The 24,780-nt window shown below is 49.3% G+C and carries 23 protein-coding genes and 1 pseudogene; 13 read left to right on the plus strand and 11 right to left on the minus strand.

The features are described from left to right. Positions 1-36 precede the first annotated feature (36 nt). On the plus strand, positions 37-879 hold the full coding sequence (locus tag ACFS7Z_RS06670; RefSeq protein WP_377482616.1) for a sulfite exporter TauE/SafE family protein: 843 nt from the start codon (positions 37-39) through the stop codon (positions 877-879). 147 nt (positions 880-1,026) lie between these two features. On the opposite strand, the gene ACFS7Z_RS06675 is transcribed toward ACFS7Z_RS06670, so the two are convergent. Continuing rightward, positions 1,027-1,461 (minus strand): response regulator, encoded by a 435-nt coding sequence (locus ACFS7Z_RS06675; RefSeq protein ID WP_377482618.1) that lies wholly within the window; start codon positions 1,459-1,461, stop codon positions 1,027-1,029. Between the two features lie 365 nt (positions 1,462-1,826). Then, positions 1,827-2,810: pseudogene (locus ACFS7Z_RS06680) on the minus strand (PLP-dependent cysteine synthase family protein); the annotation flags it as partial. A 360-nt stretch (positions 2,811-3,170) separates the two neighbouring features. Here ACFS7Z_RS06680 and sucD point away from each other — a divergent pair. Together sucD and ACFS7Z_RS06690 are read left to right on the plus strand one after the other, a co-directional pair. Further along, the gene (gene sucD / locus ACFS7Z_RS06685; protein ID WP_377482620.1) at positions 3,171-4,061 is read left to right on the plus strand and encodes a succinate--CoA ligase subunit alpha; all 891 of its coding nucleotides are present in this window, start codon (positions 3,171-3,173) and stop codon (positions 4,059-4,061) included. Positions 4,062-4,217: 156 nt separating this feature from the next. Beyond that, positions 4,218-5,612 carry a mercuric reductase gene (locus ACFS7Z_RS06690; protein ID WP_377482622.1) on the plus strand — a complete coding sequence of 465 codons (1,395 nt, stop codon included), beginning with the start codon at positions 4,218-4,220 and terminating at the stop codon, positions 5,610-5,612. 15 nt (positions 5,613-5,627) lie between these two features. Here ACFS7Z_RS06690 and ACFS7Z_RS06695 read toward each other — a convergent pair whose 3' ends face one another. Next, on the minus strand, positions 5,628-6,632 hold the full coding sequence (locus ACFS7Z_RS06695; protein ID WP_377482624.1) for a porin: 1,005 nt from the start codon (positions 6,630-6,632) through the stop codon (positions 5,628-5,630). A gap of 358 nt (positions 6,633-6,990) precedes the next feature. Then, the gene (locus ACFS7Z_RS06700; protein WP_377482626.1) at positions 6,991-7,935 is read right to left on the minus strand and encodes a hydrogen peroxide-inducible genes activator; all 945 of its coding nucleotides are present in this window, start codon (positions 7,933-7,935) and stop codon (positions 6,991-6,993) included. A gap of 175 nt (positions 7,936-8,110) precedes the next feature. Here ACFS7Z_RS06700 and ACFS7Z_RS06705 point away from each other — a divergent pair, with 175 nt between their 5' ends. Then, on the plus strand, positions 8,111-8,584 hold the full coding sequence (locus tag ACFS7Z_RS06705) for a Dps family protein (protein WP_377482628.1): 474 nt from the start codon (positions 8,111-8,113) through the stop codon (positions 8,582-8,584). A 286-nt stretch (positions 8,585-8,870) separates the two neighbouring features. Here ACFS7Z_RS06705 and folB read toward each other — a convergent pair whose 3' ends face one another. From folB to ACFS7Z_RS06720, 3 genes are read right to left on the minus strand one after another with little or no spacing between them, the layout of a single operon-like run. After that, positions 8,871-9,227, minus strand: a complete 357-nt coding sequence (folB, locus tag ACFS7Z_RS06710; RefSeq protein ID WP_377482630.1) for a dihydroneopterin aldolase — start codon at positions 9,225-9,227, stop codon at positions 8,871-8,873. Positions 9,228-9,236: 9 nt separating this feature from the next. After that, on the minus strand, positions 9,237-10,223 hold the full coding sequence (locus tag ACFS7Z_RS06715; protein WP_377482632.1) for a DivIVA domain-containing protein: 987 nt from the start codon (positions 10,221-10,223) through the stop codon (positions 9,237-9,239). Continuing rightward, the gene (locus ACFS7Z_RS06720; protein ID WP_377482634.1) at positions 10,220-11,149 is read right to left on the minus strand and encodes a WD40 repeat domain-containing protein; all 930 of its coding nucleotides are present in this window, start codon (positions 11,147-11,149) and stop codon (positions 10,220-10,222) included. The genes ACFS7Z_RS06715 and ACFS7Z_RS06720 overlap by 4 nt, the downstream gene beginning before the upstream one ends. A gap of 105 nt (positions 11,150-11,254) precedes the next feature. On the opposite strand from ACFS7Z_RS06720, the gene ACFS7Z_RS06725 reads away from it, so the two are divergent. Together ACFS7Z_RS06725 and ACFS7Z_RS06730 are read left to right on the plus strand one after the other, a co-directional pair. After that, positions 11,255-11,890 carry a 4'-phosphopantetheinyl transferase family protein gene (locus tag ACFS7Z_RS06725; RefSeq protein WP_377482636.1) on the plus strand — a complete coding sequence of 212 codons (636 nt, stop codon included), beginning with the start codon at positions 11,255-11,257 and terminating at the stop codon, positions 11,888-11,890. A gap of 23 nt (positions 11,891-11,913) precedes the next feature. Next, positions 11,914-12,498: a thioredoxin family protein gene (locus ACFS7Z_RS06730; protein ID WP_377482638.1), complete on the plus strand. Its 585-nt coding sequence runs from the start codon at positions 11,914-11,916 to the stop codon at positions 12,496-12,498. 71 nt (positions 12,499-12,569) lie between these two features. Here the strand turns inward: ACFS7Z_RS06730 and ACFS7Z_RS06735 are convergent, their stop codons facing one another. The 4 genes from ACFS7Z_RS06735 to ACFS7Z_RS06750 all read right to left on the minus strand — a co-directional run bounded on the left by ACFS7Z_RS06735 (position 12,570) and on the right by ACFS7Z_RS06750 (position 17,217). Next, on the minus strand, positions 12,570-13,418 hold the full coding sequence (locus tag ACFS7Z_RS06735) for a transglutaminase-like domain-containing protein (protein ID WP_377482640.1): 849 nt from the start codon (positions 13,416-13,418) through the stop codon (positions 12,570-12,572). A gap of 178 nt (positions 13,419-13,596) precedes the next feature. Continuing rightward, positions 13,597-15,225: an acyl-CoA carboxylase subunit beta gene (locus ACFS7Z_RS06740; protein WP_377482642.1), complete on the minus strand. Its 1,629-nt coding sequence runs from the start codon at positions 15,223-15,225 to the stop codon at positions 13,597-13,599. A gap of 95 nt (positions 15,226-15,320) precedes the next feature. Next, complete coding sequence (locus tag ACFS7Z_RS06745) at positions 15,321-16,418, minus strand: MlaD family protein (RefSeq protein ID WP_377482644.1); 1,098 nt, start codon at positions 16,416-16,418, stop codon at positions 15,321-15,323. A gap of 16 nt (positions 16,419-16,434) precedes the next feature. After that, entirely contained in the window at positions 16,435-17,217 is a 783-nt protein-coding gene (locus ACFS7Z_RS06750) for an N-acetylmuramoyl-L-alanine amidase family protein (RefSeq protein WP_377482646.1), read from the minus strand. A gap of 71 nt (positions 17,218-17,288) precedes the next feature. Here ACFS7Z_RS06750 and ACFS7Z_RS06755 point away from each other — a divergent pair, with 71 nt between their 5' ends. The 7 genes from ACFS7Z_RS06755 (at position 17,289) to trmD (ending at position 24,741) form a co-directional block, all read left to right on the plus strand. Further along, complete coding sequence (locus tag ACFS7Z_RS06755) at positions 17,289-20,036, plus strand: putative LPS assembly protein LptD (protein ID WP_377482648.1); 2,748 nt, start codon at positions 17,289-17,291, stop codon at positions 20,034-20,036. Between the two features lie 79 nt (positions 20,037-20,115). Next, positions 20,116-20,934: a 3-methyl-2-oxobutanoate hydroxymethyltransferase gene (gene panB, locus ACFS7Z_RS06760; RefSeq protein WP_377482650.1), complete on the plus strand. Its 819-nt coding sequence runs from the start codon at positions 20,116-20,118 to the stop codon at positions 20,932-20,934. A gap of 139 nt (positions 20,935-21,073) precedes the next feature. Beyond that, on the plus strand, positions 21,074-21,748 hold the full coding sequence (locus ACFS7Z_RS06765; protein WP_377482652.1) for an RluA family pseudouridine synthase: 675 nt from the start codon (positions 21,074-21,076) through the stop codon (positions 21,746-21,748). Between the two features lie 157 nt (positions 21,749-21,905). Then, the gene (locus ACFS7Z_RS06770) at positions 21,906-22,679 is read left to right on the plus strand and encodes an acyl-CoA desaturase (RefSeq protein WP_377482654.1); all 774 of its coding nucleotides are present in this window, start codon (positions 21,906-21,908) and stop codon (positions 22,677-22,679) included. 237 nt (positions 22,680-22,916) lie between these two features. Next, positions 22,917-23,471, plus strand: a complete 555-nt coding sequence (locus ACFS7Z_RS06775; protein ID WP_377482656.1) for a 30S ribosomal protein S16 — start codon at positions 22,917-22,919, stop codon at positions 23,469-23,471. Between the two features lie 11 nt (positions 23,472-23,482). Further along, positions 23,483-24,064, plus strand: a complete 582-nt coding sequence (gene rimM, locus ACFS7Z_RS06780; protein WP_377482658.1) for a ribosome maturation factor RimM — start codon at positions 23,483-23,485, stop codon at positions 24,062-24,064. After that, the gene (trmD, locus tag ACFS7Z_RS06785) at positions 24,064-24,741 is read left to right on the plus strand and encodes a tRNA (guanosine(37)-N1)-methyltransferase TrmD (protein WP_377482660.1); all 678 of its coding nucleotides are present in this window, start codon (positions 24,064-24,066) and stop codon (positions 24,739-24,741) included. The genes rimM and trmD overlap by 1 nt, the downstream gene beginning before the upstream one ends. The last annotated feature ends 39 nt before the right edge of the window (positions 24,742-24,780 follow it).

Raw genomic sequence — 24,780 nt, forward strand, 5'->3', positions numbered from 1 at the left:
TATATATTCAGGCTCCCCTTCAGGGAACCAAGGCAGATGCAGGAGTTTATACTTTTTGTTGTAGGTGTTATCGTCAGTGCGTTCGGGACTACCGTAGGCTTTGGTGGAGGTGTCTTTCTCGTGCCCATCCTGATCATCTTCTTTGGCTACAACATAGAGATTGCCATTGGCTCCACCATGTCGGCCATGATGCCGGGAGCCATCATAGCTTCCCTCTTCAACTTTCGCGACCGAAGCATAGATTACTTGGTAGGCACGCTGATACAGTTGCCTGCTATGATAGGCACTGTTCTGGGGGCCTTTCTGGTTGCTTTCCTGCCTGTGCAGGAGCTGCAGATGGTGTTCGCGCTGTTTGTGGTGGGCATAGGGGTGATGATGCTGCTGCCTAAAAAGAAAGAAGAGCCCAAGCACGCGGGCATGATGTACCGCATCCGGCGGGTACCCACCACTTTTATCCGGAAGAACAGGGCAAAAAAGATAGCTTACCGGCTAAATGGCGGTGTGGTCTCCATTTTCGGATTTATATCGGGCACCGTAGCAGGACTGTTTGGCATTGGGGGCGGATTTCTGCAGACGCCCATGATGATAAAGCTTTTCCGGATGCCGGCTCAGATTGCCACCTCCACCTCGCTGTTTATACTGGTGGTCACCAGCTTCACCGGCTTTATCAGCCATTTCCTGCTGGGCAACGTGCTCTGGAGCCGCAGCCTGCCCCTGATGCTTGCCTTTGCCGTAGGGTCACTGATAGGCAACCTGCTCAAGAAAAGGACTCCCCGGGGAAAGAAGCTGGAAATCCTTATTGCCCTTGGTCTGCTTTTGGCTGGCATCGGGGTGACTCTTAACCTGATGTTGAAGTCGAACGGCGGCTTTTCTTTCTAAGTATTGCGATACAGAAACAGAGCGGGCCTTGCATCACTTTGCAAGGCCCGCTCTGTTTCTGTCTTTACTGATGTGATATACCTGCGGTTTAGCTATACATAACGATTCAATATCCTGCATCTAATGCCCTGATTTGAAATCTATAATCTATGCCTCTTTCTGTTCGAAATGTTTTTTGAGCAGGGCGTTTACCTTTTCGGCAGTTAACGGCTTGGTCAGGTATTCGGCATTGTATCTTTTAAAGTTAGCTGTGTCCTGTGGGTGTGTGGAGGTGGTCAACACTGCCATCACAATGTTGTGGCGGAAATCAGCATCGAGGCGTTCGTAAAGCTCAAGCATCTCAAACCCATCCATCACCGGCATGTTAATGTCCAGAAAGATTAGCTCCGGTTTAAAATAATTACTGTTTTCTGCCTCGTAATTGTTGTTGCTAACGTTGTAAAGGTAGTCGAAGGCCTGCTTGCCGTTGACGAACGTACGCACATTGTCTGTTACCTTCATCCTGTCGAGCAGGCGCTGGTTGAGGAAATTAGTGGTATCGTCGTCATCGATAAGTAATACGCCTGATAACTTCTTTTTCATTTTTAGATTTAAACCCTATGCATACTTGTATACGGGGAAGCCGGATGAAGAAGTTTATGCAGATTCCTCCAGAAGAGATGAAATAGCTCCGCTGTGTTGTCTGCAGTAGATGTTTAGAGTGTGTCGCCTTCCGCTTCTGCTCTTTCCCTGGCTGTTTCTGCTTCAAAAGCTGAATTTCCTCTTCCGGTTCTTCCGGAAGTCGTTGCTGGCCCAAGGACTGATTAATGTAAAAGTATACAATCTTATCCTATTTAAAAAAATTAACCGTTCAGTTGGCAATCATGCAGCTTATGCTGATGCAAAAAAGGAAGCCCAGGTCAACAAGACCCGGGCTTCCTTTTTTATTATGAAATTGAGACTAGTTAATCAATGTATCCCTGCGCACGCATCCAGTCATCGTTGTAGAGTTTAGCTAGGTAGCGGGAGCCGTGATCTGGCAGTATCACCACGATCATGTCATCCTCTGTCAGGTTGTTTTCCCTGGCATACTCTAAAGCACCAAACACAGCCGTTCCGCAAGACCAGCCAACAAACAGACCTTCTTCTTTGGCCAGTCTCCTGGTCATCACAGCACCGTCTTTATCTGTTACTTTCAAGAAAGAGTCGATGAGGTCGAAGTTCACGTTCTTAGGCAGAATGTCTTCCCCTATACCTTCTGTAGCGTATGGGTAAATTTCGTTTTCGTCAAAAATCCCGGTCTCCTTGTACTTTTTAAACACAGAGCCATAGGTATCAATACCCACTGTAACAAGCTCAGGCTTTTGCTCTTTCAGGAATTGCGATGTTCCGGAAACAGTACCGCCCGTGCCTACTCCTGTCACAAAATGGGTTATTTTACCGTTTGTCTGGTCCCATATCTCAGGGCCAGTCGTCTCGTAATGCGCCACCGTATTCGACATGTTGTCGTACTGGTTCGGGTAAAACGAGTTAGGTATTTCCTGGTTCAGTCGCCTGGCTACGGAGTAGTAAGAATCCGGATGGTCGGGAGCCACGTTGGTAGGGCACACGATTACCTCGGCACCTACCGCTTTTAGCACATCTATCTTCTCCTTGCTTTGCTTATCAGACATGGTAAAAATGCACTTATAGCCTTTTGCAATGGCAGTCAGCGCCAGTCCCATACCTGTGTTACCGGATGTTCCTTCGATGATGGTGCCACCTGGCTTCAGTATGCCTGCTGCCTCCGCATCCTCTATCATTTTAACGGCCATACGGTCCTTAATAGAGTTCCCCGGGTTCAGGTACTCCACTTTCGCGAGCACAGTAGGCCTGATGCCTTTGGTGACATTGTTGAGCTTTACCAGCGGGGTGTTACCGATTGCCTCGGTAATATGGTTCAGATACTTCATCTGTTTTGTTTTTTGTTGCAAAGGTAAGAATTTAAATTGTTTTATGTTTTGAATCGGCAGCACCACAAAGCCAGTCTTCTTGCCATTCTACTGCCTCTCCCGGCCCTTATTGCACCTGGCAGATACAGCAAAGGGCTAAATAACAATGCCAACGGCTACAGCAGAAAATGCGTTTACGTTCACATTGGCCTATGCAATCAGGCCACTTAACTAACAGCATTACAGCCCTGACTCGTTCCGTTTTGCGTCATAGCCTGGCTCTATATTAGGGGCAACTATTTTTTGCAGGGGCAACAAAAAAGCCTATTTTTGCACAAGCTTATAGTTCGACCGTCAATACACAAACTAAATAAGATACACATGAGTGTTTTAGTAAATAAAGATTCGAAAGTGATCGTGCAGGGCTTCACAGGCTCAGAGGGATCTTTCCATGCACAGCAAATGATCGAGTACGGCACTAACGTAGTTGGTGGTGTAACTCCAGGCAAAGGTGGTTCTACGCACCTCGATCGCCCGGTTTTTAACACAGTTGAAGAGGCTGTTGAGAAATCTGGTGCCAATGTATCTATCATTTTCGTACCACCAGCTTTCGCCGCCGACGCTATTATGGAAGCTGCTGACGCTGGTATTAAAGTAATCGTGGCTATTACAGAGGGTATTCCTGTAAAAGACATGGTGCAGGCTAAAAACTACCTTCAGAACAAGGATGTGACATTAATCGGTCCTAACTGCCCGGGTGTTATCACGCCAGGCGAAGCGAAAGTGGGTATCATGCCGGGCTTCGTTTTCAAGCCAGGACGTATTGGTATCGTTTCTAAATCCGGTACTTTAACCTATGAAGCGGCAGACCAGATTGTAAAAGCTGGTCTGGGTATCTCTACAGCTATCGGTATAGGTGGTGACCCCATTATCGGAACGCCAACCAAAAATGCTGTACAGCTGCTGATGGAAGACCCTGAGACTGATGCTATCGTGATGATTGGCGAGATTGGTGGTAACTACGAAGCGATGGCTTCCAAGTACATCAGCGAGACTGGTAACCAAAAGCCGGTTGTGGGTTTCATTGCTGGCCAGACAGCACCTGCAGGACGCCGTATGGGCCATGCCGGAGCCATTGTGGGTGGTGCTGAAGATACAGCTGCTGCCAAAATGAAAATTATGCGTGAGAACGGCATCCATGTAGTGGAGTCTCCGGCTGAAATTGGCGATGCCATGGTGAAAGCTTTAAAAGAAGCTGGAATCACCGCTTAATTATTTGATACTACATACTTTTAAAGTATAAAGCTACGGAAAGGCTGCCCCGCAAAGGCAGCCTTTCTTTTTTTGTCTCTCTCCTGCTGGCAACCGACCGCTGCTAACGCCGTTTGGAATACTTTCACCACACCCAAGCTTACACCAACCACACTAATGCCAGAAAATCAGCAGCATTACAACACCATCATTATAGGAACTGGCCAGGGAGGTATTCCATTAGCCAAAGCCTTAGCCGAAGCGGGCCAGAAAATAGCTATCATAGAAAAAGACACCGTAGGAGGCTCCTGTGTAAACTATGGCTGCACGCCCACCAAAACATTACTTGCCAGCGCCCAGACTGCCCATATGGCACGGCGCGCGGCAGATTACGGTGTGCATGTGCCGGAGGTGCAGGTAAATATGGCGGAGGTAAAACAGCGTCGCGATAAAATGGTAAAGCAATTCAGGGAGAGCAGCGCAGAGGGTTTAGAGAATTCAGAGGCTGTGCTTATACGCGGCACTGCCTCGTTCCTGGATAAAAAGACATTAGAAGTGCAGTCTGAAGGAAAGGCTACGCAAACACTGACTGCTGACAGAATTGTCATCAACACGGGCGCCGCCCCCTTTGTACCTGCTATAGAAGGTATAGAACGTATAGAGCACCTCAACCATAAGACCATACAGGATCTTACTGTTGCACCAGAGCACCTGCTTATACTAGGCGGTGGCTACATTGGGCTGGAGTTCGGGCAGATGTTCCGGAGGTTCGGCAGCAAGGTAACGATAGTGCAGCACGGGGAACAGCTGCTGAGTCGCGAAGATGAGGATGTGGCATCAGAGCTGAAAAATATATTGGAAGAAGAAGGTATCAACATTCTGCTTGACACCTATCCGCAGCAGCTAACACAAGAAGGCAATAGCATTAAGTTAAAAGTAAAATCTAAAGAAGGAAAGCAGCAGGAAATAACCGCCAGCCATTTGCTCCTGGCTACCGGCGTAAGGGCAAACACAAAAGACCTTAACCTAGACAAAGCAGACATCAAAGGGGACGAGAAAGGCAATATCAAAACGGATAAGCACCTGCACACTTCTGCGGAGGATGTCTATGCCATCGGTGACGTGAAGGGTGGTCCGCAATTCACACATATCTCCTACGACGACTACCGCATATTGCGCGACAGCCTGCTGCACGGCAAGCACCGCTCCACCGATGACCGGCCTGTACCATACTGTGTTTTTACCGACCCGCAACTGGGCCGCATAGGACTAAGCGAGAAGCAGGCGAAAGAGCAGAGACTAAAGTATAAGGTAGCCAAGCTGGAGATGGCGAAGGTGGCACGGGGAGTTGAAACCGGCCATACTAAAGGCTTCATGAAGGTGCTGGTAAACGAGGAAAACGAGCAGATAATTGGAGCGGCCATACTGGCTGCCGAGGGAGGCGAAATTATGACGGCACTACAGATTGCGATGATGGGCAAGCTGAGCTACAAAGAGCTGCAGGAAGGCGTGTTTGCGCACCCAACTTACCTGGAGTCGCTGAACAACCTGTTCATGAGTATGGGTGAATAATTTATTCTGCGCTTTTCAGAACTTAAAGGAAAATGAAGTGACTAATAGCAGGTTGTTTTCTTCCGCCTCCTCTTCCCCATAAAAGATGCTGTCTTTGGAATTGTAGCCCCGGGCCTCCAACCGCCACAGGAAGTTTGGGGCTGGAATGTAGTCGAAGTTAAGCGAGGTGCTGGAGGTCTGAAAGCCGCCCGGAGTATCGGTTGTGATGATGATCTGGTCTGCATCGTTGTAATGCTCTACTCTGCCAGCCAGGGCAAAGTGCTTGCTTAGCCTGTAGCGGGCAATCAGCATTCCTGCGTACCAGCTGCCTGTTTCATCGCTGCCAAACAATTCCTGTCGTCCATAATCAGCACTGGCTCCCATCGAGAACCTGTCGGAGAAGGTGTAGCCGGCGTTGATGTTATGGAAGAACCGCCGTTTTGCCTCCATCTCATCTGGCGCTTCATTGCCATAGTAGTTATTGTAACTCAGCTCCAGTTCCTCTGTTGGGGTATAGCTAATGCCAAAGCCCAAGGACTTGGCGTTGTTTGTCTCCTGAATGTTCTGCCAGCCGTTCAGCACCAGAAACTTCATCGTTACCTTCTCTGACACCGCTGCCGTTAGCCGCGCTCCTGTCTCATAGTAAGGCGAATTTTCGGCCATCAGTGCCCGGGTATATATCTCGTTATTGCCGGAGAAAGTAGACTCATATCCGATATGCGATGGCAGAATACCAGCATCCAGCCACACGCCTTCGGCCAGCCTTACACCTGCATTTGCCTGCGCTATTAGTTGCGTCAGTTCGTTCGGTTCGGCAGCATAATTTGCCTGTACATAGGTTCCTGTATGTAGTGCCAGCGTGGCACGAACCCGGTCCGTGGCATAATCAGCTCTCAGAAATGCCCAGTTCAGGTTAAACTCATTATGCCGGTAGGCCTGCGTAGTGTACAGGCGGTCTAGCCCGATGGGTTCTGAAAAATCGTACCCATAATATACATCCACTGCCCCACTCAGCTGAAAAGGCCTTGCAGCAGCCTTCATGCTTAAAGAGTCTAAAGACTGAGCGTGTAAATTATTTGAATATGTAACTAGTAGAAGCAGGAATATGGAGGCAAGAAATCGCATAGTATATTTTTAACCTGTTACTGTCCTTTTGGTTCGTACACAAGTATTTTTTATATGCTATTTACCTCGTTTCAGGTTGGTGGGTTGTTTCTGCTCCAGCCTTGGATGCAAAATCAGGAGTCATGTTGAAGATAAAAATGTTGGAAGATACTGAAACCAGGTGGCATTACAGGACATACACATTCCACCGCGTTTGCCGTTGTTGCAAATTCTCACCTATAGAACTTGCTGGTCAAAAGACGCAGCAAGGGCGAAACGGCACAGGTGATAGAACTTACTTTATCGCCACTACCTGCTCTTTCTTTCTTGTGCTGATATTTTGCGGCACAGCGGCTATAATCTCTTTCTGTAATGCTTCAATCAGTTTTTTCTTCAGGAAGCTGCGGTGCACGGCCAAGCTTACCTCGCGCAGCGGCTGCGGCTCCTGGAAAGGGCGCACTAGCCGGAGCTTTTCGTCCGGCATGTCCAGCACTGATAGTTCCGGCAGAAGCGTGAGGCCGTGTTGTGTCTCCACAATACGTTTCAGGGTTTCCAGGGAACCACTCCTGTAATCGAGGTGGCCTTTGCCCTCTGCGCCTACATGCACGCCACGGTTGCAGATGTTAAGCACCTGGCTTCTGAAGCAGTGGCCCTCGTTCAGCACCCAAAGCTCTTCCAGGTCCAGCTCCGCCGGATCTATCGCCTCTGATTTGGCCAGTGCATGGTTCGGGTTTACGTACGCTACGAATGCCTCATAAAAGAGCGGCAGCTCCCTGATGGATTTGTTCTCCAACGGTGTTACCAGCAGCCCTACATCCAGCAACTCATGGTTCAGCTTTTCCACAATCTGGTCTGTGAGCAGTTCCTGCACCACAACCCGCACATTGGGGTATTTATCCAGGAAGTTTGTGATGAAGAGGGGAATCAGGTAAGGTGCCAGCGTCGGAATCACTCCCACGCGAAGTTCCCCGCTTAGCTCCTGCTTTTGGTTCTGCACTATTTCCTGCACCTTCTTCGCCTCTGCCAGCACTATCCGGGCCTGCGCAATAATGTCCTTGCCCACTTCTGTGGGGCGTACCGGCACGCGGCTTCTGTCAAAAAGCTGTACGCCAAGCTCCTCTTCCAGCTTTTGTAACTGCATGCTGAGCGTGGGTTGCGTTACAAAGCAATGTTCTGCTGCGGTGGCAAAGTGCCGGTAGGTGTCTACCGCCACTAAATAATCTAGCTGCACGAGTGTCATTGGCTCAATGAATTATATTCAAATAAAATGGATTCGGCTCCAATTGTTGAGCATTGCAGCAAAGTTAGCAAATAGATAAAACTGATACATGTATAACTAATATCAATTTGATTGATAAAAATACTTGCATCATCTTTGTACATAAACTCAGAGACAACTACTTAATAAAACGACTATGGAAAGACTAACTAATATAGGATTGCAAAAAGAAGATAGCCAGCAGATAGCAGAGAAGCTCAATGAGTTGCTGGCGAATTATCATCTATACTATCAGAACCTGCGTGGCTTCCACTGGAATATCAAGGGCATTCACTTTTTCCAGCTGCATACCAAATTTGAAGAGCTGTACACGGTGGCACTCACCAAAATTGATGCCATTGCAGAACGCATCCTGACCATCGGACAGCAGCCGTTGCATACCTTCTCTGACTATGTGCGGGTATCGAGCATACAGGAAGCTGGCAAGCTGAGTGGCGACAAAGAGACTATAACGGTGACACACCAGAACCTGAGCACCTTACTTGACCTGGAGCGCGAGATTCTGAAGTTAGCCGCTGAAACAGGCGATGAAGGTACCGTAAGCCTCATCAGCGAAGACATTAATGAAAATGAAAAAACGCTCTGGATGCTGAACGCCTTCCTGAGTTAATTTTTAGCGTAGCTTATACAACCCAACTACATACAAAAAGGAACTTTCTCGTCCCTGTCATCCTGAAAGAAACTTGTGAGATACCTGCAGGTAATTCACAAGTTTCTTTCAGGATGACAGAATAGAACAGCTTCATTCATTTTAAACTTTTACTTCTTTGAAGGCAGTGTGGGAGCTAAATAAATAACACAAGCGGCTGGCCCTTTCCAGGACCAGCCGCTTCTATTCTAGTGTATTGGGTTCAGGAAAAAGTCTTGTGTCTTATGTCCTGGAACGTGTTTCTATACTATCTCACTTCTTCCAGAGTAACTTTTGCCCATTGGCAAATGCCTCCTAGGGGCGGGTTAAACTTATATACGTTTACTTTAACAGAAGAAACGAAAGGGAACTTCTCGTACACTCTGTCTATGATACGGTGGCCCAGGTGCTCGAGCAAACGGGCAGGAGACTTCATCTCAGTCAGCACCAGCTTGTACAGCACCTCGTAGTTTACTGTCTCGTGCAGGTCGTCGCTTTCTGCAGCCCGGCGAAGGTCAGTATCTATGATTAGATCGATGCCATACTTGTTGCCTATTTTCTGCTCTTCATCATAGTACCCATGAAAAGCAAAAAACTCCATGCCCTCCAGCGCAATCTGTCCCATTGGTATAGTTTAGCCTATTTCATCGAAGAAAGAACCGGCAGTTGCAGGCTGTCTTACAGGAGCGGCGGCACTGTTGGCGTAGCTGCGTGACGGCTCTGTAAGCGGAGGCTGTATCTCGGGCTTGTCGGGCTGCACAGGCTGTATCTCGGGTACGGGTTGCTCAATGTCCGGCGCTGGCACACGGCCAGGATAATCCGGCTGCACTGGCTCTATTTCCGGGGACGGCACATTAGGAACCGTTGGCTCAATGGGGCTTGGCACCTCTGGTTGTGGCTGCGTTACGTCTGGCGCAGGATCACCCAGCGGGTGGTACCCGTTGGCATTACTGATGGCTACAGGCGCATTGGCAGCTGTAGATTCTGGCAGCTGATAGGCTGTAGTTTCGGTTGTCGTTTTCATCTCTTTCAAGGTTTTCAGCAGCTCGGCGCTTTCTACTTTCACGTCGGCGACTCTTGAAAGGATACTCTGTGTGTTGGTTTTAGGTTTTGCCTTTGTCTTCTCGGCTCTTTCCAGTGCCTCGTTGGCCAGGTTCTTCAGGTCACGCACCATCGTGTCCAGGTGTCCTTCCATGCGCTGGTAATCCTGCTCCAGCACTTTTACCTCCTGCTTCATCTCGGCTATCAGCTTCTCCGACTGCTTGGTAGCTTCCTCCAGCACCTGGCGGGCTTGGTTTCGGGCCTGGTTCAGCAGTTCATTGGCCTTTAGTTCTGCTTCGCGGGCTCTCAGTTCTGCTGATTTGGTTGCCTGCTCCACAATGCTGCTACCAGTGTCTTCGGCTGTTTTGAGGGTTTTGTAAAGCGACGATTCTACTTCACGCAGTTTTTGGGTTTCACGGTGCGAAGCGTCCAGCTTCATGCGCAAATCTTTGTTCTCATCCAGCAACTTTTCCCACTGTTGCGAGAGCGTCATCAAAAAGGCATTCACCTCATCCTTATCTAATCCTCTGAAAGCCTTTTCAAACGTTTTTTGTCTGATCTCTAATGGTGTAATCTTCATAACTCAAGCTCTTTAATATCCCAAACCGAAATGGTGCGATCGTCACTACACGAAACTAACTGATTCTGATGAGCCGACCAAAATAATTTGTTAACCGATGTGCCGTGGCTGGCATTCCGCACTTTGTCAATTACCTTCAGCAGTTTAAAGGTTTCTGCATCCCATATCTTAATGGACTTGTCCATGCTGCAGGTGGCAAAGTAGCGTCCGTCGGGGCTAAAGGTAATATGGTTGATGGTGTACATGTGCGCAATGGTATAGCCGCGCTCTTTGTAGTGCTGCTCCACCTCCCACACTCGTAGGTGCGCATCGCGGCTGCCTGACAGCAATTGTTTGTCATCCGGTGAGTAGGCCACGGTAAATACGGAGTTGGCATGAGAGGTCAGCTCGTGCTTCAGATCCATGGTGCCGGCATCGAATATCCGGATGATGTTGTCGCTGTAGCCCACTGCCAGTTCCTGCGTCTGCTGGTTATAGCCCATGCTGCGGGCGCTCTGGCCTGTTTTCCGGACGCTGGTTTGCAGCTCAAAGGTATCGCTGCTGATGACACAAATGGCGCCGTTGCCCATAGCTACAAATATCTTCTGTAAAGCAGGGGCATAGGCAATATCAAAAATAGCCACCTTCGGCAGCGGCACCGACTTAAGTATTTTCTTATCCTTTAGATCGATGACCTGCAGCCCTTCCTGGTTTTGCCCGATGAGCAGCAGGTTACGGTCCGGCATGTAGCGGAGCGCGTAAACAGAAGTACTCACCCGGGCCATCAGCTCACCGTTTTCCGGATCATCCAGGTTCCAGGCAACCACCATGCCGTCGCCGGCAGCTGAGAAAATAACGTGCTCCTCCTCTGACCTTTCCAGGGTATACACACAGTCGCGATGACCGGTGAGGGTTGTTATTTTTTGTACTTGTACTTTACTGGCCATAATGCCGTAGCGCTTTTAATCTCTAATTTTAGCTAAATTTACAATAAATACGCCGAACCTGCGGTGCCTGCAGGTATAAAACCACCGCCAACAGGAAGTTTACCTATGCCCCTTCTGCTCACCCGACAATTACAAAAAGACACCTGGCTCGGCATCTGGCAACTACAGGAACCTGTACAGGACTTGCTCGCCCTGCTGCCACCGCACGCTGACACCAGCGCTATGGAAGGCAAGGTGCACCCTAGGCGGCAACAGGAATGGCTGGCCAGTAGAGTGCTGGTATACCAGTTGCTGCAGCTTTATACAAATGAGCCGCTGGTGCTCGCGCGCAACGAGCACGGCAAGCCCTATTTCCCGAACCAACCCCTGCACGTATCTATTACGCACTCCCCAAAACTGGCTGCCGTTATACTTTCGGGGCAGCATCAGGTTGGCATAGATATTGAACTACTGTCACCAAAGGCATTACGTGTGGCAGACAAATTCCTGACAGAAGCGGAGAAGCAACATACCGCATCTAACGAAACGGCGACCTGCCTGTACTGGAGCGCAAAAGAAACATTGTACAAATTATACAGCCGTAAAAAGTTGATTTTCAAAGAAAATCTAGTGGTAGTTCCTGGAATAGAACCAAATTTATTACTGGGTCGTGTACAAGTCGAAAATTTTTCTAAATTGTATCAGATTTATCACGAAGTTATTCAGGAACACATACTCACTTACTGCGTTGACAGTAAATAAAAAGACAATAAACTAAAAACGATATGAAATACTTAGCCTCTCTTGCTACAGCTTTGTTCCTCTCAGTTGGTGCGTTTGCTCAGTCTGGAGGCTATCAATTGGGTGATAAAGTGACAAACTTCTCATTGAAGGGCAGCAATAACCAGACGACTTCACTGAATGATTTTGCCAATGCCAAGACGGTAGTCCTGGTGTTTACGAACAGCCAGTGCCCTTATGCAAAATTGTACGAAAACCGCTTGGTTACTCTAGCGAGCAGCTATGCCAGCAAAGGCGTGCAGTTTGTGTTTGTGAACCCGGGCCTGGGCGATGGAACTGAGACACTGGAGGCAATGGCCGCCAAAAACTACAGCTTCCCCTACTTAGCCGACGAAGGCCAGAAAGTAAGCAAGCAGTTTGGTGCTACTAAAACGCCAGAGGCATTTGTGCTGCATAACACCGCCGATGGCTTTGTTCTAAAGTACAAAGGTGCCATAGATGATAACCCACAGGTGGAGAGCGGGGTAAAAAATCATTACCTTAAAAGCGTCATTGATTCTGTACTGGCTAATAAAACAGTAGCTACGCTCGATAAACGTGCCACTGGCTGTTTGATTAAAAGATACTAGCCCCAGCAGCACCTGATAAAAGAAGAAGGCCATCCTGAGAGATGGCCTTCTTCTTTTAATCCTTCCCCTGCTTAAGCAGGAGTATCGTCATCAGTAATGGCGGCGAGCAGCTTGGTTACTTCTGTTGCCTTCTCCAGGTCATCCATTTTCTCGAATGAGAAAGACAGGTTACGCAATGCCCGCTTTACCACATCCAGGTTAGAGCAAGGCTCATAAAAGATATCCACCGGGTTCAGGTTCAGTTGCAGAATGTAGTTATCGATGTCTGATTTAGAAAGGATGAGCCCTTTGTTATACACGTTGATGTAAAACTGCACCCCATCCAGCTTATAAGTCAGAATAAACAGGTTTGGCAGGTTTACGCCATATACCGGCATCCCGAGTCGCTGCGCCAGCGTCATGTAGATAACGCACAGCGTGAGCGGGTTTCCGCGCTTTGTCTCCAGCACCAGGTGCAGCATGGAGTTTGCCGGCGAATGAAAATTCTTAGTGTTGGCTGAAAAGCGCTTTTCCCGGAACAGCACGTTGTTCAGCGACTTCACCTGGTCATACGGATGCATCTCATCCTTCATGTGCGTCCAGGCATCAAAATACAGCTGATCCATTATTCTGGAGATGTCGGCAAACTCCACATCCGGGTACATGTAAGAGTTTACGAGCCACAACCCCTCCAGCAGGTTCTCTGCTCCGTTATTTTTCCATGTTTTCAACCTGGAATGCAGCCCTTCGAACTGCAGGTTATGAATCAAATCCTCTATTTTCTTCTGAAGGTCTGAGTCCAGCGTTTCTTCCCATTCTTCCTCCAGAAACGGTATTATTCCTTCTCCCAACGCCACTATCCGCTGCTCCACATACTGCGCCACCTCGTTGTCATGATCCTCCAGCAGTGAGATCATCGCCTTAATTTCTTTCTTCGTCACTATACGCTCTTATATAAAAATTTAATACTCAAATTCAGCCTGTGAGCTGTATGAAGTACACAGAGATTAAATGCAGTTTCAATTGCCCTTGTACTTTTATTTTCCTCTTTTAATTGTACGGCAGGTATCCGTCTGGTTCCGATTTTTACTTTATAAATTCAGATACTTCACCAACTAATCACGTCTGTATCACTCCCACATTATAGCGCTTTTCAATGGGTGCGTGGTTGGCGGCCTCAATTCCCATGGAAATCACTTTCCGCGTTTCCAGAGGATCGATGATGCCATCCACCCACAGGCGGGCAGCCGCGTAGTACGGCGACAACTCTTCGTTATACTTGTTCGTGATGCGCTCCAGCAGCTCTGCTTCGGCCTCCGGTGTAATTTCCTCTCCCTTGGCCTTCAACGAAGACACTTGGATCTGGAGCAGTGTTTTAGCGGCCGCGGCCCCACTCATCACGGCTAGCTGGGCTGTTGGCCAGGAGTAGATCAGGCGCGGGTCGTAGGCTTTGCCGCACATGGCGTAGTTGCCGGCTCCATAGCTGTTGCCTATTAGGATGGTAAATTTAGGCACCACAGAGTTTGACATGGCGCTCACCATTTTGGCTCCGTCCTTTATGATGCCGCCATGCTCTGATTTGCTGCCCACCATAAACCCGGATACATCCTGCAGAAACACCAACGGAATCTTCTTCTGGTTGCAGTTCATGATAAAGCGGGCGGCCTTGTCGGCAGAGTCGGAGTAGATAACGCCGCCCATCTGCATCTCGCCTTTTTTGCTCTTCACAATCTTGCGCTGGTTCGCCACAATGCCCACCGACCAGCCGTCGATGCGGGCCAGGCCACAGATAAGTGTCTGCCCGTATAGTTCTTTGTAAGGCTCAAACTCAGAGTTGTCGACCAAGCGATGGATAATGTCCATCATGTCGTAGGGCTTCACGCGGTCGGATGGCAGCAGGCCGTAAATCTCCTGCTCGTCCAGCTTTGGGGCAGCGGGCTCTGAGCGGTTAAAGCCTGCAGAAGGGTTGTCGCCCAACTTATCAAAGATGTTGCGGATGTGGTCTAGGGCCTCCTGGTCGTCCTTGCACTTGTAATCGGTAACACCGGATATCTCAGAGTGGGTAGTCGCTCCGCCCAGCGTTTCATTGTCGATGGTCTCACCAACGGCCGATTTCACTAAGTAAGAACCCGCCAGGAATACAGAGCCTGTTCCTTCCACAATTAAGGCCTCATCGCTCATGATGGGCAGGTAGGCACCACCTGCCACGCAGCTGCCCATGATGGCAGCGATCTGCACAATGCCCATAGAGCTCATGACAGCGTTGTTGCGGAACATGCGGCCAAAGTGTTCTTTATCGGGGAAAATCTCGTTTTGCATGGGCAGGAAAACGCCGGCACTATCCACGAGGTACACAATCGGGAGCTTGTTTTCGATGGAGATTTCCTGCGCTCGAAGGTTCTTCTTGGCGGTGATGGGAAACCAGGCACCTGCCTTCACGGTGGCGTCGTTGGCCACCACCACGCACTGCCGGCCTTTGATGTACCCGATGCCTGTTACCACGCCCCCGCTCGGGCATCCGCCCACTTCTTCGTACATGCCTTCTCCGGCAAAGGCTCCAACCTCTAAAAACTCACTTTCCTCGTCGAGCAGGTAGCTGATGCGCTCGCGTGCGGTCATCTTGCCCTTCTCATGCTCCTTGCGGATGCGCTTCTCTCCTCCTCCCAGGTATACTTTATTCAGTTTTGTTTTCAGCTGGTACGTCAGCTGCTTTAATGCATCTTCGTTTTTGTTGAATTCAATATCCATGCAGACTGTTTTGAGGTGTAGAACTGACAGAGTAAAATGAAAAATCCGCCCTTGGAAGCGGATTTCACAAATATACCATTTTTAGCCTTGAAGGTTTAGTTTGATTTGACTGCCCCGGCTTTAGCAGGCTTTACAGCAGCCCCGGTTCCTGTTTTTGGCTCGGGCACCGGTACGTAGACAGTGTCCGGCACTGTGCGAAACTCCTGTGGGTTGCGTTCCTGTATCTCTTTTACTTCTTCCAGCGACACCACACGGCCTGTTTCATCTACTTTATACTTATCCTTCCGCCCAAAAACGGAGAAGCTCACGTAACGCTTTGGGTTGGTCTGGAAATCGAGCAGAAGCGAGTTAAGCGCTGCCGTAGAGCTTGCCAGGTTTTCATACAGTGTCTCATCGTTTATCAGCATACCCGCAGTCCCCTCCCGTGAGTTAAGCTTGTTGGCGGCCGCCTCCAGCTCAGCTACGGCGCTGTTTGCGTTCTGCACCAGTTGTTTTACTTCCAGTTGCTTTAGCGTGTCTGTGATATCAGCCATGTTAAGGGCCAGGCGGTTAATATGGCGTTCTGTCTGCTGCAGGGAAGCTGTAAGTGCGCTGAGGTTAGACGTTATCTGCCTTACGTTGTCTTGGTTGGCTCGAAGAATCTCGTTGATGGCATCGGTGGTTGCCTTAGTGTTGGCCAGTATTTCCTGTACGTTGCCTTTCGCCTCGCTTTCAAGTATCCTGTTTACACGGGCAAGGGTAGTATCTACTCTGTCTATTACCGGCACCGTCTTATTAGAGATGATATCTGCGATGCTGCTCTCTTTATAGGCAATTAGTCTTTCGCCGCCATCAAAAATCGTTGTACTATTACCCAGGTATAACGTGATGGCCTTACCTCCTAAAAAGTCAGAGTTACCGAGGGCCGCGATGGTAGAGTCTCCTATCTCCAGTTCTTTAAGCACCTCAATCTGTACCTGTATCTGATTCCCCTGGTCTGACAGCAGGGCCATTTCCTGTACGGTACCCACTTTGATACCGTTCATCATCACAGGGTTTGATGCTGTCAGGCCGTCGACATCATCATACACTACATAATAGGTATTGGTGTCGGAGAATAAGTCAGAGCCTTTCAGGAACATGAAGCCAAAGTACAGGATAACAATGGCAACTATAGCCAACAGGGCTACTTTTACTTCTTTAGAAATCTTCACGTAAGAGTGTTTAGTATTAATTCATGACCTCCAACTCTTTCTTGTATTCCTTGAAGGCCCGGTATATACCTGATGCCATATACGTTTGCCCGGTTTTATCGTTAAGAAATTTCTCCTCTTCCGGATTTGTCAGGAACCCGCACTCAATCAGCACACTAGGCATATAAGACTTCCAGAGCACCAGAAAGGGGGCCTGTTTCACACCGCGGCTCTTGCGCCCCACCCTTGAGCGGAACTCATTCTCCACCTTGTCGGCAAAGCGCAGGCTGTTATCGATATACGCGCTCTGGTGCAGCGTGAACAGGATGTGGCTCTGCGGGGAGTTCGGGTCGAAGCCGTTGTAGTTTTCTTTGTAGTTATCTTCCTGCAACACCACGGCGTTCTCGCGCTTAGCTACCAGCAGGTTGCCCTCAGACTTCTGGATACCCATGGTATAGGTTTCTGTACCGTAGGCAGTGGCAGGGCCGGAGTTGAGGTGGATGGAGATAAAGAGGTCAGCGTTGTTTTTATTCGCGATGCCGGCACGGTCTATCAACTCCACAAAGTGATCGCTCTTCCGCGTGTAAACAACTTTTACATCGGGTAGGTTTTGCTCAATAAGAGAACCAACCTGCAGCGCAAGCTTCAGGGCAACATCGGCTTCATGAGACACCCTTCCGTTACACCCTACATCCTTCCCACCATGGCCTGCGTCGATTACTACGGTACGCACTTTGTAATTTCTCTTAAACTCCAGCTTGTTTGAGGAGAAGAGCATAAAAACGATAGCCAGAAACGAAACACCAACAATATTTTTCACAACTTTCGTTAGTTAAAAGTTAAACAATAACTTTGTACAAAATAAGTAAACTTTTAGGGAACTCTGAAGATTTGCGCCACTTTTTAATTTTTTTACTCCTGCTGCCTTTCGCTTTACTCACCCCTTTGCTGGTGGAGGGCCAGGTATTGCAGCAAATGCCTGTTGCAGGGCAGGATACAACCCTTGCCGCGCAGGACTCAGTCACCCTTTCTGCCCCAAAAGGCGACATCGCAACGACTATCAAATATTCTGCCAGGGACTCCATCCGTTTTGAGGTAGACCGCAAGGTGGTACACCTATACGGCGATGCCAAAATCAACTATGGTACCATGTCGCTGGCCGCTGCCTATATTGAGATAGACTACGAGACCAACATGCTGTCCGCCCTCGCCCAGACCGACTCAACCGGAAAGGAGATTGGCGTACCTTTGTTTACAGATGGAGGCGAAACGTACGCAGCCAAAAAAATCGCCTATAACTATAAAAGCAGAAGAGGACGCATCTCTGAAGTAGTAACGCAGCAAGGCGAGGGTTATATACATGCGGAGGTGGTAAAAAGAAACGAGAACAATGAGTTCTTCGGCCTGCACTCCCGCTATACCACCTGCAACCTGGAGCACCCGCACTTCTACATCGGCTCACAGAAGTTTAAGGTAATCCCAAACGACAAGGTGATGTCCGGACCCTTTAACCTTGTTATTGGAGATATTCCGACTCCACTGGGCTTCCTTTTCGGCCTCTTCCCTACCCCGAAGGCACAAAAAAGGGCATCGGGCATTCAGGTGCCAAGCTTCGGAGAAAACACCCGGGGCTTTTACCTGCAGGACCTGGGCTATTACTTTGCCTGGAACGACTATATCGGCACCCTGGTAACAGCAGATATCTACTCTTTGGGAGGCTATAACTTAGATGCGAAAACAGACTATGTGAACCGCTACAGTTACAGAGGGTCGTTCGGCTTTCAGTACAATTATCTGAAGAACGATGAGGCGGATATCGCTTTCAGGTCAACCAACATCAATCCGCTTCCGCCAACACAGCGCAGTTTCTGGATTGACTGGTCGCATACGCCTGTGCAGAAACCAGGGCGCGGCCGCTTTTCGGCGAACGTGCGGGCAGGAACCCCGGGACACCAGCGCGTAAACTACAATGGCACCGCGAATTACCTGGCGGCACAGTTCAATTCCTCCATATCCTACCAGAAGACAATACCGAACTCGCCATTCAGCTATACCATCAATGCGCGCCAGGCGCAGAGCAACTCTCCCAGGGCTCAGACTAACGTGCGCGGTGAGGGACAGAGCACTGCTCCCGGTGCCGGCAGCATGTCCTTTGTGCTTCCCGACATTAGTTTGAGCATGACGACAGTAAGTCTTTATGAGCTTTTCAGTAAGGCACCTGCCACCGGCGCCTGGTACGAGAATTTTACAATAGGCTACAACGTGCGGGCGCGGAACGAAATAACCAATTATCTTCCTGCCCGGTCATTCCCAGGACTGAACAATGACAATATCATCGGCGAAACAGCAGCCGACACTATTCCCTTAAACTTCAGTAACCTCCAAAAGCTTTGGGAGAGTGGCAAGAGGCAGGCCGACCACAGCCTAAGCATTGGCCTTGGTAATTATAAAGTTTTCCGGTTCTTCAACTTCTCGCCAAGTGTCAGCTACAGCGAGACCTGGCTTGATGAGAAGTACTCGTTCCGTTTTGATCCGGATTCACAAAAAGTTAAAATAGACACCACCAACTTTGGGCGGGTGTACCAGTACGCGGCAGGCGCTTCCCTCAGTACCACTATTTACGGTACGGCTTACATCAAGGGCAAGAAGGTAGAGGCCATCCGCCACCTGATAAGGCCAAGCATCAGCTATAACTACCGCCCGGATTTTGGCGATGCCCGTTTTGGCTTTTATCAGGATGTACTGGTGGGGGCAGAGCCAACAACTAACCTGCCGTTGTACCGGACCCTGCCACGTTTCCGTTCCGGGGTGCCAGGTTCCTCTCTCAGCAGCGCGATGGGCTTTTCCATTGACAATAACATTGAGATGAAGGTGCGGGCTAAAACCGACACAGCGGCAACCAAATTCGAGAAGGTGACCCTGATTAACAACCTCAGGCTGAGTTCCGGCTATGACTTTGCGGCAGACTCTTTCAAGCTTGCTCCTATCCGCCTCACCATGAACACCCGCTTGTTCAAAGTGGTGGATGTTACCCTGGCATCGAGCTTCGACCCTTACAGGATCGGGGCTGATGATGCGGGTATTGTCAGAAGGCTGGATGAATATTACTTCGACATTACAAAATTAAGACTAGCAAGGGTTACCAATGCCAACCTGAACCTGCGCACCAACCTGAACCCGGCTGCAAGAAAATCGGAAACTACCTCCCCGACCAACCTGCCCGCCCTGCAACAGGATATGGACCCTTTGCTGCCAGACTATGTTGACTTCAAAATTCCGTGGACACTCTCGCTGGACTATACCTTGTCTTATAACCGCAATCTCGAAAGGACTGTTGTAAACAGGATAACAGTTATAAAGGAAGCCAGCAAAATCAACCAAACGTTTGGTATTAATGGTACCCTGGGCATCACAGAAAAGTGGCAGGTATCCTACAACGCCCAGTACGATTTCGTAAACCAGAACATTGCCCATGCCAACGTAAACATACACCGCGACCTGCACTGCTGGGACATGAGCATTGGCTGGGTTCCCTTTGGAATAATGCGTGGCTACAACGTCACCATCAACGCTCGGTCAGCGCTGCTGCGTGACCTGAAGCTGACGAAGAGAAGCAGAGGTTCCGGCCTTTACAGATAAGAATGCAGAACAGCCACACCCAATGTGGCTGTTTTTGTTTCTAGATTTTATAGCTTTACAGCTCAAAACTGTATCAACTATGTCTGTTCATAAAAGCGACGTAAAGAAAATAACCACGCACCAGTTGCAGAACATGAAGGAGCGCGGCGAGAAAATATCCATGCTAACGGCGTATGATTTCTCGATGGCAACCATTCTGGATGCTGCCGGCACAGATGTACTGCTGGTGGGCGACTCTGCCTCCAACGTAATGGCTGGACACGAGACCACCTTGCCGATTACACTGGACCAGATGATTTATCATGCCTCTTCTGTAGTAAGGGGCGTTAGCAGGGCCTTTGTGGTAGTGGATATGCCTTTTGGCTCTTACCAGGGCAACTCCTCCGAGGCACTGCGCTCTGCTATCCGCATCATGAAAGAGTCCGGGGCGCATGGCATCAAATTGGAAGGCGGAGCCGAGATAAAGGAGTCTGTGACCCGTATCCTGAGTGCGGGCGTGCCGGTGATGGGGCATTTAGGGCTGACACCGCAGTCTATCTATAAATTCGGCACGTACACGGTGCGCGCCAAGGAGGAGGCAGAAGCTCAAAAGCTGGTAGACGATGCGCAGTTACTGCAGGAACTGGGGTGCTTCGCCATTGTACTGGAGAAAATACCTTCCGAGCTGGCCAAGCGCGTGGCGGAGACGCTGACAATCCCCATCATCGGCATTGGTGCCGGCCCTCATGTGGACGGGCAGGTACTGGTGGTGCACGACATGCTGGGCATCAACAAAGAGTTTAAGCCCCGCTTCCTGCGCCGCTACGCCGACCTGCACACCATTATGACCGATGCGGTGACCAACTACATCAAAGACGTGAAAAGCCTCGACTTCCCGAACGAGAAAGAAGCCTACTGAATAATTACGTATTAAGAATTTCGAATGGGTGAGGTTCTGAATTGCCTTCTTGTGCATGCGCTGGATGACGTAAGAGAGGTACTATTACCGCCACTCCAAGTTCTGATTCGGAATTCTTAATCCGTAATTTCGTAACTAAATGATAGAGGTTCTGTTTGAAGACAACCATGTGCTGGCGGTAAATAAACCTGCGGGGCTGCTGGTGCATGGCGATGAGACAGGAGACACGACACTGGCTGACCTGGCAAAGGAATATATCCGGGAGAAGTATAACAAGCCAGGCAATGTGTTTATAGGCGTAGTCCACCGCCTCGACAGGCCGGTGAGCGGTGTTATACTGCTGGCCAAAACCTCTAAAGCCCTGGCACGCCTGAATGAACTGTTCAGAAGCAAGAAGACGAAAAAGACTTACTGGGCTGTGGTGCATAACAGGCCGGCACAGGAAGAGGGAACGCTGGTACACTGGCTCGTGAAGGATAGCTCAAAAAACATCACAAAGGCCTTTGCCAAAGAAAATAAAAGCGGGCAGCGCTCTGAACTGCATTTTAAGCTCCTGAGTGCGCAGCAGAACAAGCACCTGTTGGAAGTGACCCCCATCACAGGCCGGTCGCACCAGATACGGGTGCAGCTTGCCTCCATGCATTGCCCTATTCTCGGCGACCTGAAATATGGTGCTCCGCAGCCACTGCCCGATAAAAGCATTGCCCTGCATGCCCGTCAGTTGGAATTTGAGCACCCCACGCTCAAAACAAAAATAACAGTAAGTGCCCTGCCGCCACATAATGCCACCTGGTCACCCTTCCGGCAGGTTTGATAACTCATAAAAATGATTTTAATCATTTTTATGAACTTTTACCCCCTCATCTCTATTTTACATTCGATTCCTGTCGTAGATTTGCAAAAATGCATGGCGAGGTTATGACAACCTGCTATATAACAGACTCAAACAATAATTTTCATTTCTTAAGTTAATGGTTATACTTGTTTTTTTCGTGGTGCACTGGTACCTGTCGCTGTTCGTCCAGACATTTTACCTGCACCGTTATGCCGCTCACAAAATGTTCACTATGAACCCATTCTGGGAGAAGGCTTTTTACCTGTTAACCTATATGGCGCAGGGCTCCTCTTTCCTTTCGCCACGTGCCTATGCTATTTTGCACCGCATGCACCATGCTTTCTCTGACACAGAGAAAGACCCGCACTCGCCGCATTTTTCTAACAATGCATTTACGATGATGTGGAAGACAAAAAACATTTATAACAACGTACTGCATAACCGTGTGGAGGCAGAGCGCCGCTTCGAAGGTGATTACCCTGTTTGGGGCGCACTGGAGAAAGTAGGTGACTCTTACTACTCCAGAATTGGATGGGGCGTATTTTACGTGGTGTTCTACATTGCCTTCGCTACGCAGTGGTGGATGTTCCTGCTGCTGCCTTTTCACTTCCTGATGGGACCAGTGCACGGCGCTATTGTAAACTGGAGCGGCCACAAGTACGGCTATCAGAACTTTGACAACAACGACAAATCCAGAAATTCGCTTTTCTTCGACTTCTTGACAGGAGGTGAACTGTTCCAGAACAACCACCACAAGCTGCCTAACCGCGTAAACTTCGGAGTGAAATGGTGGGAAGTAGACCCAACCTGGCCGGTTATCTGGACGCTAAACAAGCTCCACATCATCAAACTAAAGTCAGCGAAGGTGAAGGTAAAAGCGCCAAGACAGAACTCTCAGGCAGCAGCATAACAAGACAACTCATTGAAGCCCTCCCGCAACGGAGGGCTTTTTTTATGGCTCGGCTACCTCCGAACAATGTTGCGGCCCCACTTCCTGCCTAATACAGTCCGGTGCTACCGAACTGAGATACTGGTAAGTAGGCACAACTTTAATTCAGATATACTTGCAATTTTTCCGCTATAAATTCTTACCTTTGCGGTTCTAAACTGGTGGACGGGTTCCACCGACGTAAATTTTATATATAAAATGGCAGTAAAAATCAGACTGGCCCGCAGAGGCCGCAAAAAAGCAGCTATCTATGATATCGTAGTAGCAGATGCAAGATCACCACGTGATGGTAAGTTCATTGAGAAACTGGGTACTTACAACCCTAACACTAACCCTGCGTCTATTGACTTCAGCGAAGACAAGGCATTCCAGTGGTTAATGAACGGTGCACAGCCTACTGACACTGTAAAAGCAATGCTTTCTTATACTGGCGTGCTTTACAGAAGACACCTGCAGATTGGTGTAATCAAAGGTGCTATTTCTCAGGAAACTGCTGATTCCCGTCTAACAGAGTGGAAAGAAGCGAAAGCATCTAAAATCGAAGACAAGCGTCAGAACGTTGGTTCTGCTAAAGAGGCCGCTAGAAAAGCTGCTTTCGATGCTGAAACCAAAGTGAAGGAAGCGCGTGCCGAGGCTATCCGTCAGCGTGAGGCAGAGAAGGCTGCTGCTAACGCCCCTGCTCCTGCTGCAGAAGAAGAAACTCCGGAGGCACCTGCTGCCGAAGGCGAAGCAACTACGGAAGAGCAAGCATAAATAACATTGCCATGAACATTGATGACTGCTTTCAGTTAGGCTTTATCGTCAAGACCCATGGCACCAAGGGGCAAGTAGTCGCGTTTTTTGATGTAGACTACCCTGAAGATTATGAAGATCTGGAATCAGTTTTCCTTGAGCAAAAAGGAAGACTGGTTCCTTTTTTTATAGACACCATGGAGCCGGTGCAGAAAGGCCGCTTTATCATCCGGTTCGAGGATGTTAAAACCATCGAACAGGCCGAGGCACTACGCAACACGGCCATTTACCTGCCGCTCGATGAGCTGCCGGAACTCGAAGATGACCAGTTCTACTTTCATGACGTGATCGGTTACCAGGTAGTAGACCAGAACTATGGCCCGTTGGGTATTGTGAAAGAGTTTTACGACCTGCCGCAGCAGCAACTGATGGCCATGGAGTACCTGAACCAGGAGATGCTGGTGCCGGTGATTGACGAAGTCTTTCTACGTGCAGACCACGAGACAAAGCAACTGCATGTGAATATGCCGGAGGGCCTGCTGGAGGTATACACCCAACCGGGCGGCCCTGACGAAGCCGATGACAGCGACGAGGATTCGGAGGAAAAACACTAATGCGTTTTGACATCATCAGCTGCCAGCCTGACCTGCTGCACAGCCCCTTCAGCCATTCTATCTTAAAGCGTGCGCAGCAAAAAGGACTTGTGGAAATCCACATCCACGACCTGCGCAAGTATGCCGTGAACAAGCACGGCCAGATAGATGACTATGCTTTTGGTGGCGGTGCCGGCATGGTGATGATGATTGAACCGATTGACAAGCTCCTGTCTGAACTGAAAGCGGAGCGCACGTATGATGCCATCATCTACATGACACCAGACGGGCAGACGCTAAACCAGAAAACGGTAAACCAGTTTTCGCTGCTGCAGAACGTGGTTATCCTGTGTGGGCATTATAAAGGGGTGGATGAGCGCGTGCGGCAACATTTCGTTACCCACGAAATCAGCATCGGCGACTATGTGCTGTCTGGTGGTGAGCTGGGTGCGGCTGTGCTGGCAGATGCCATTATCCGCATCATACCTGGTGTGCTGAACGACGAGTCATCGGCGCTGACGGATTCTTTTCAGGATGGGCTTTTGGCTCCGCCTGTTTATACCCGGCCAGCGGAGTACAAAGGCATGCAGGTTCCGGAGATACTGCTTTCCGGAAACAACCCGAAAATAGATGAGTGGCGTTTTGAGCAGGCGGTGGAGCGCACAAAGCAGCGCCGACCCGACCTGCTAAACGACTAAGTAAAGCAATACAAGCACTACTACTGCGGGGCTTTTATA

Origin of the sequence: Pontibacter toksunensis (assembly GCF_042686245.1) — a bacterium.
Lineage (GTDB): Bacteria > Bacteroidota > Bacteroidia > Cytophagales > Hymenobacteraceae > Pontibacter > Pontibacter toksunensis.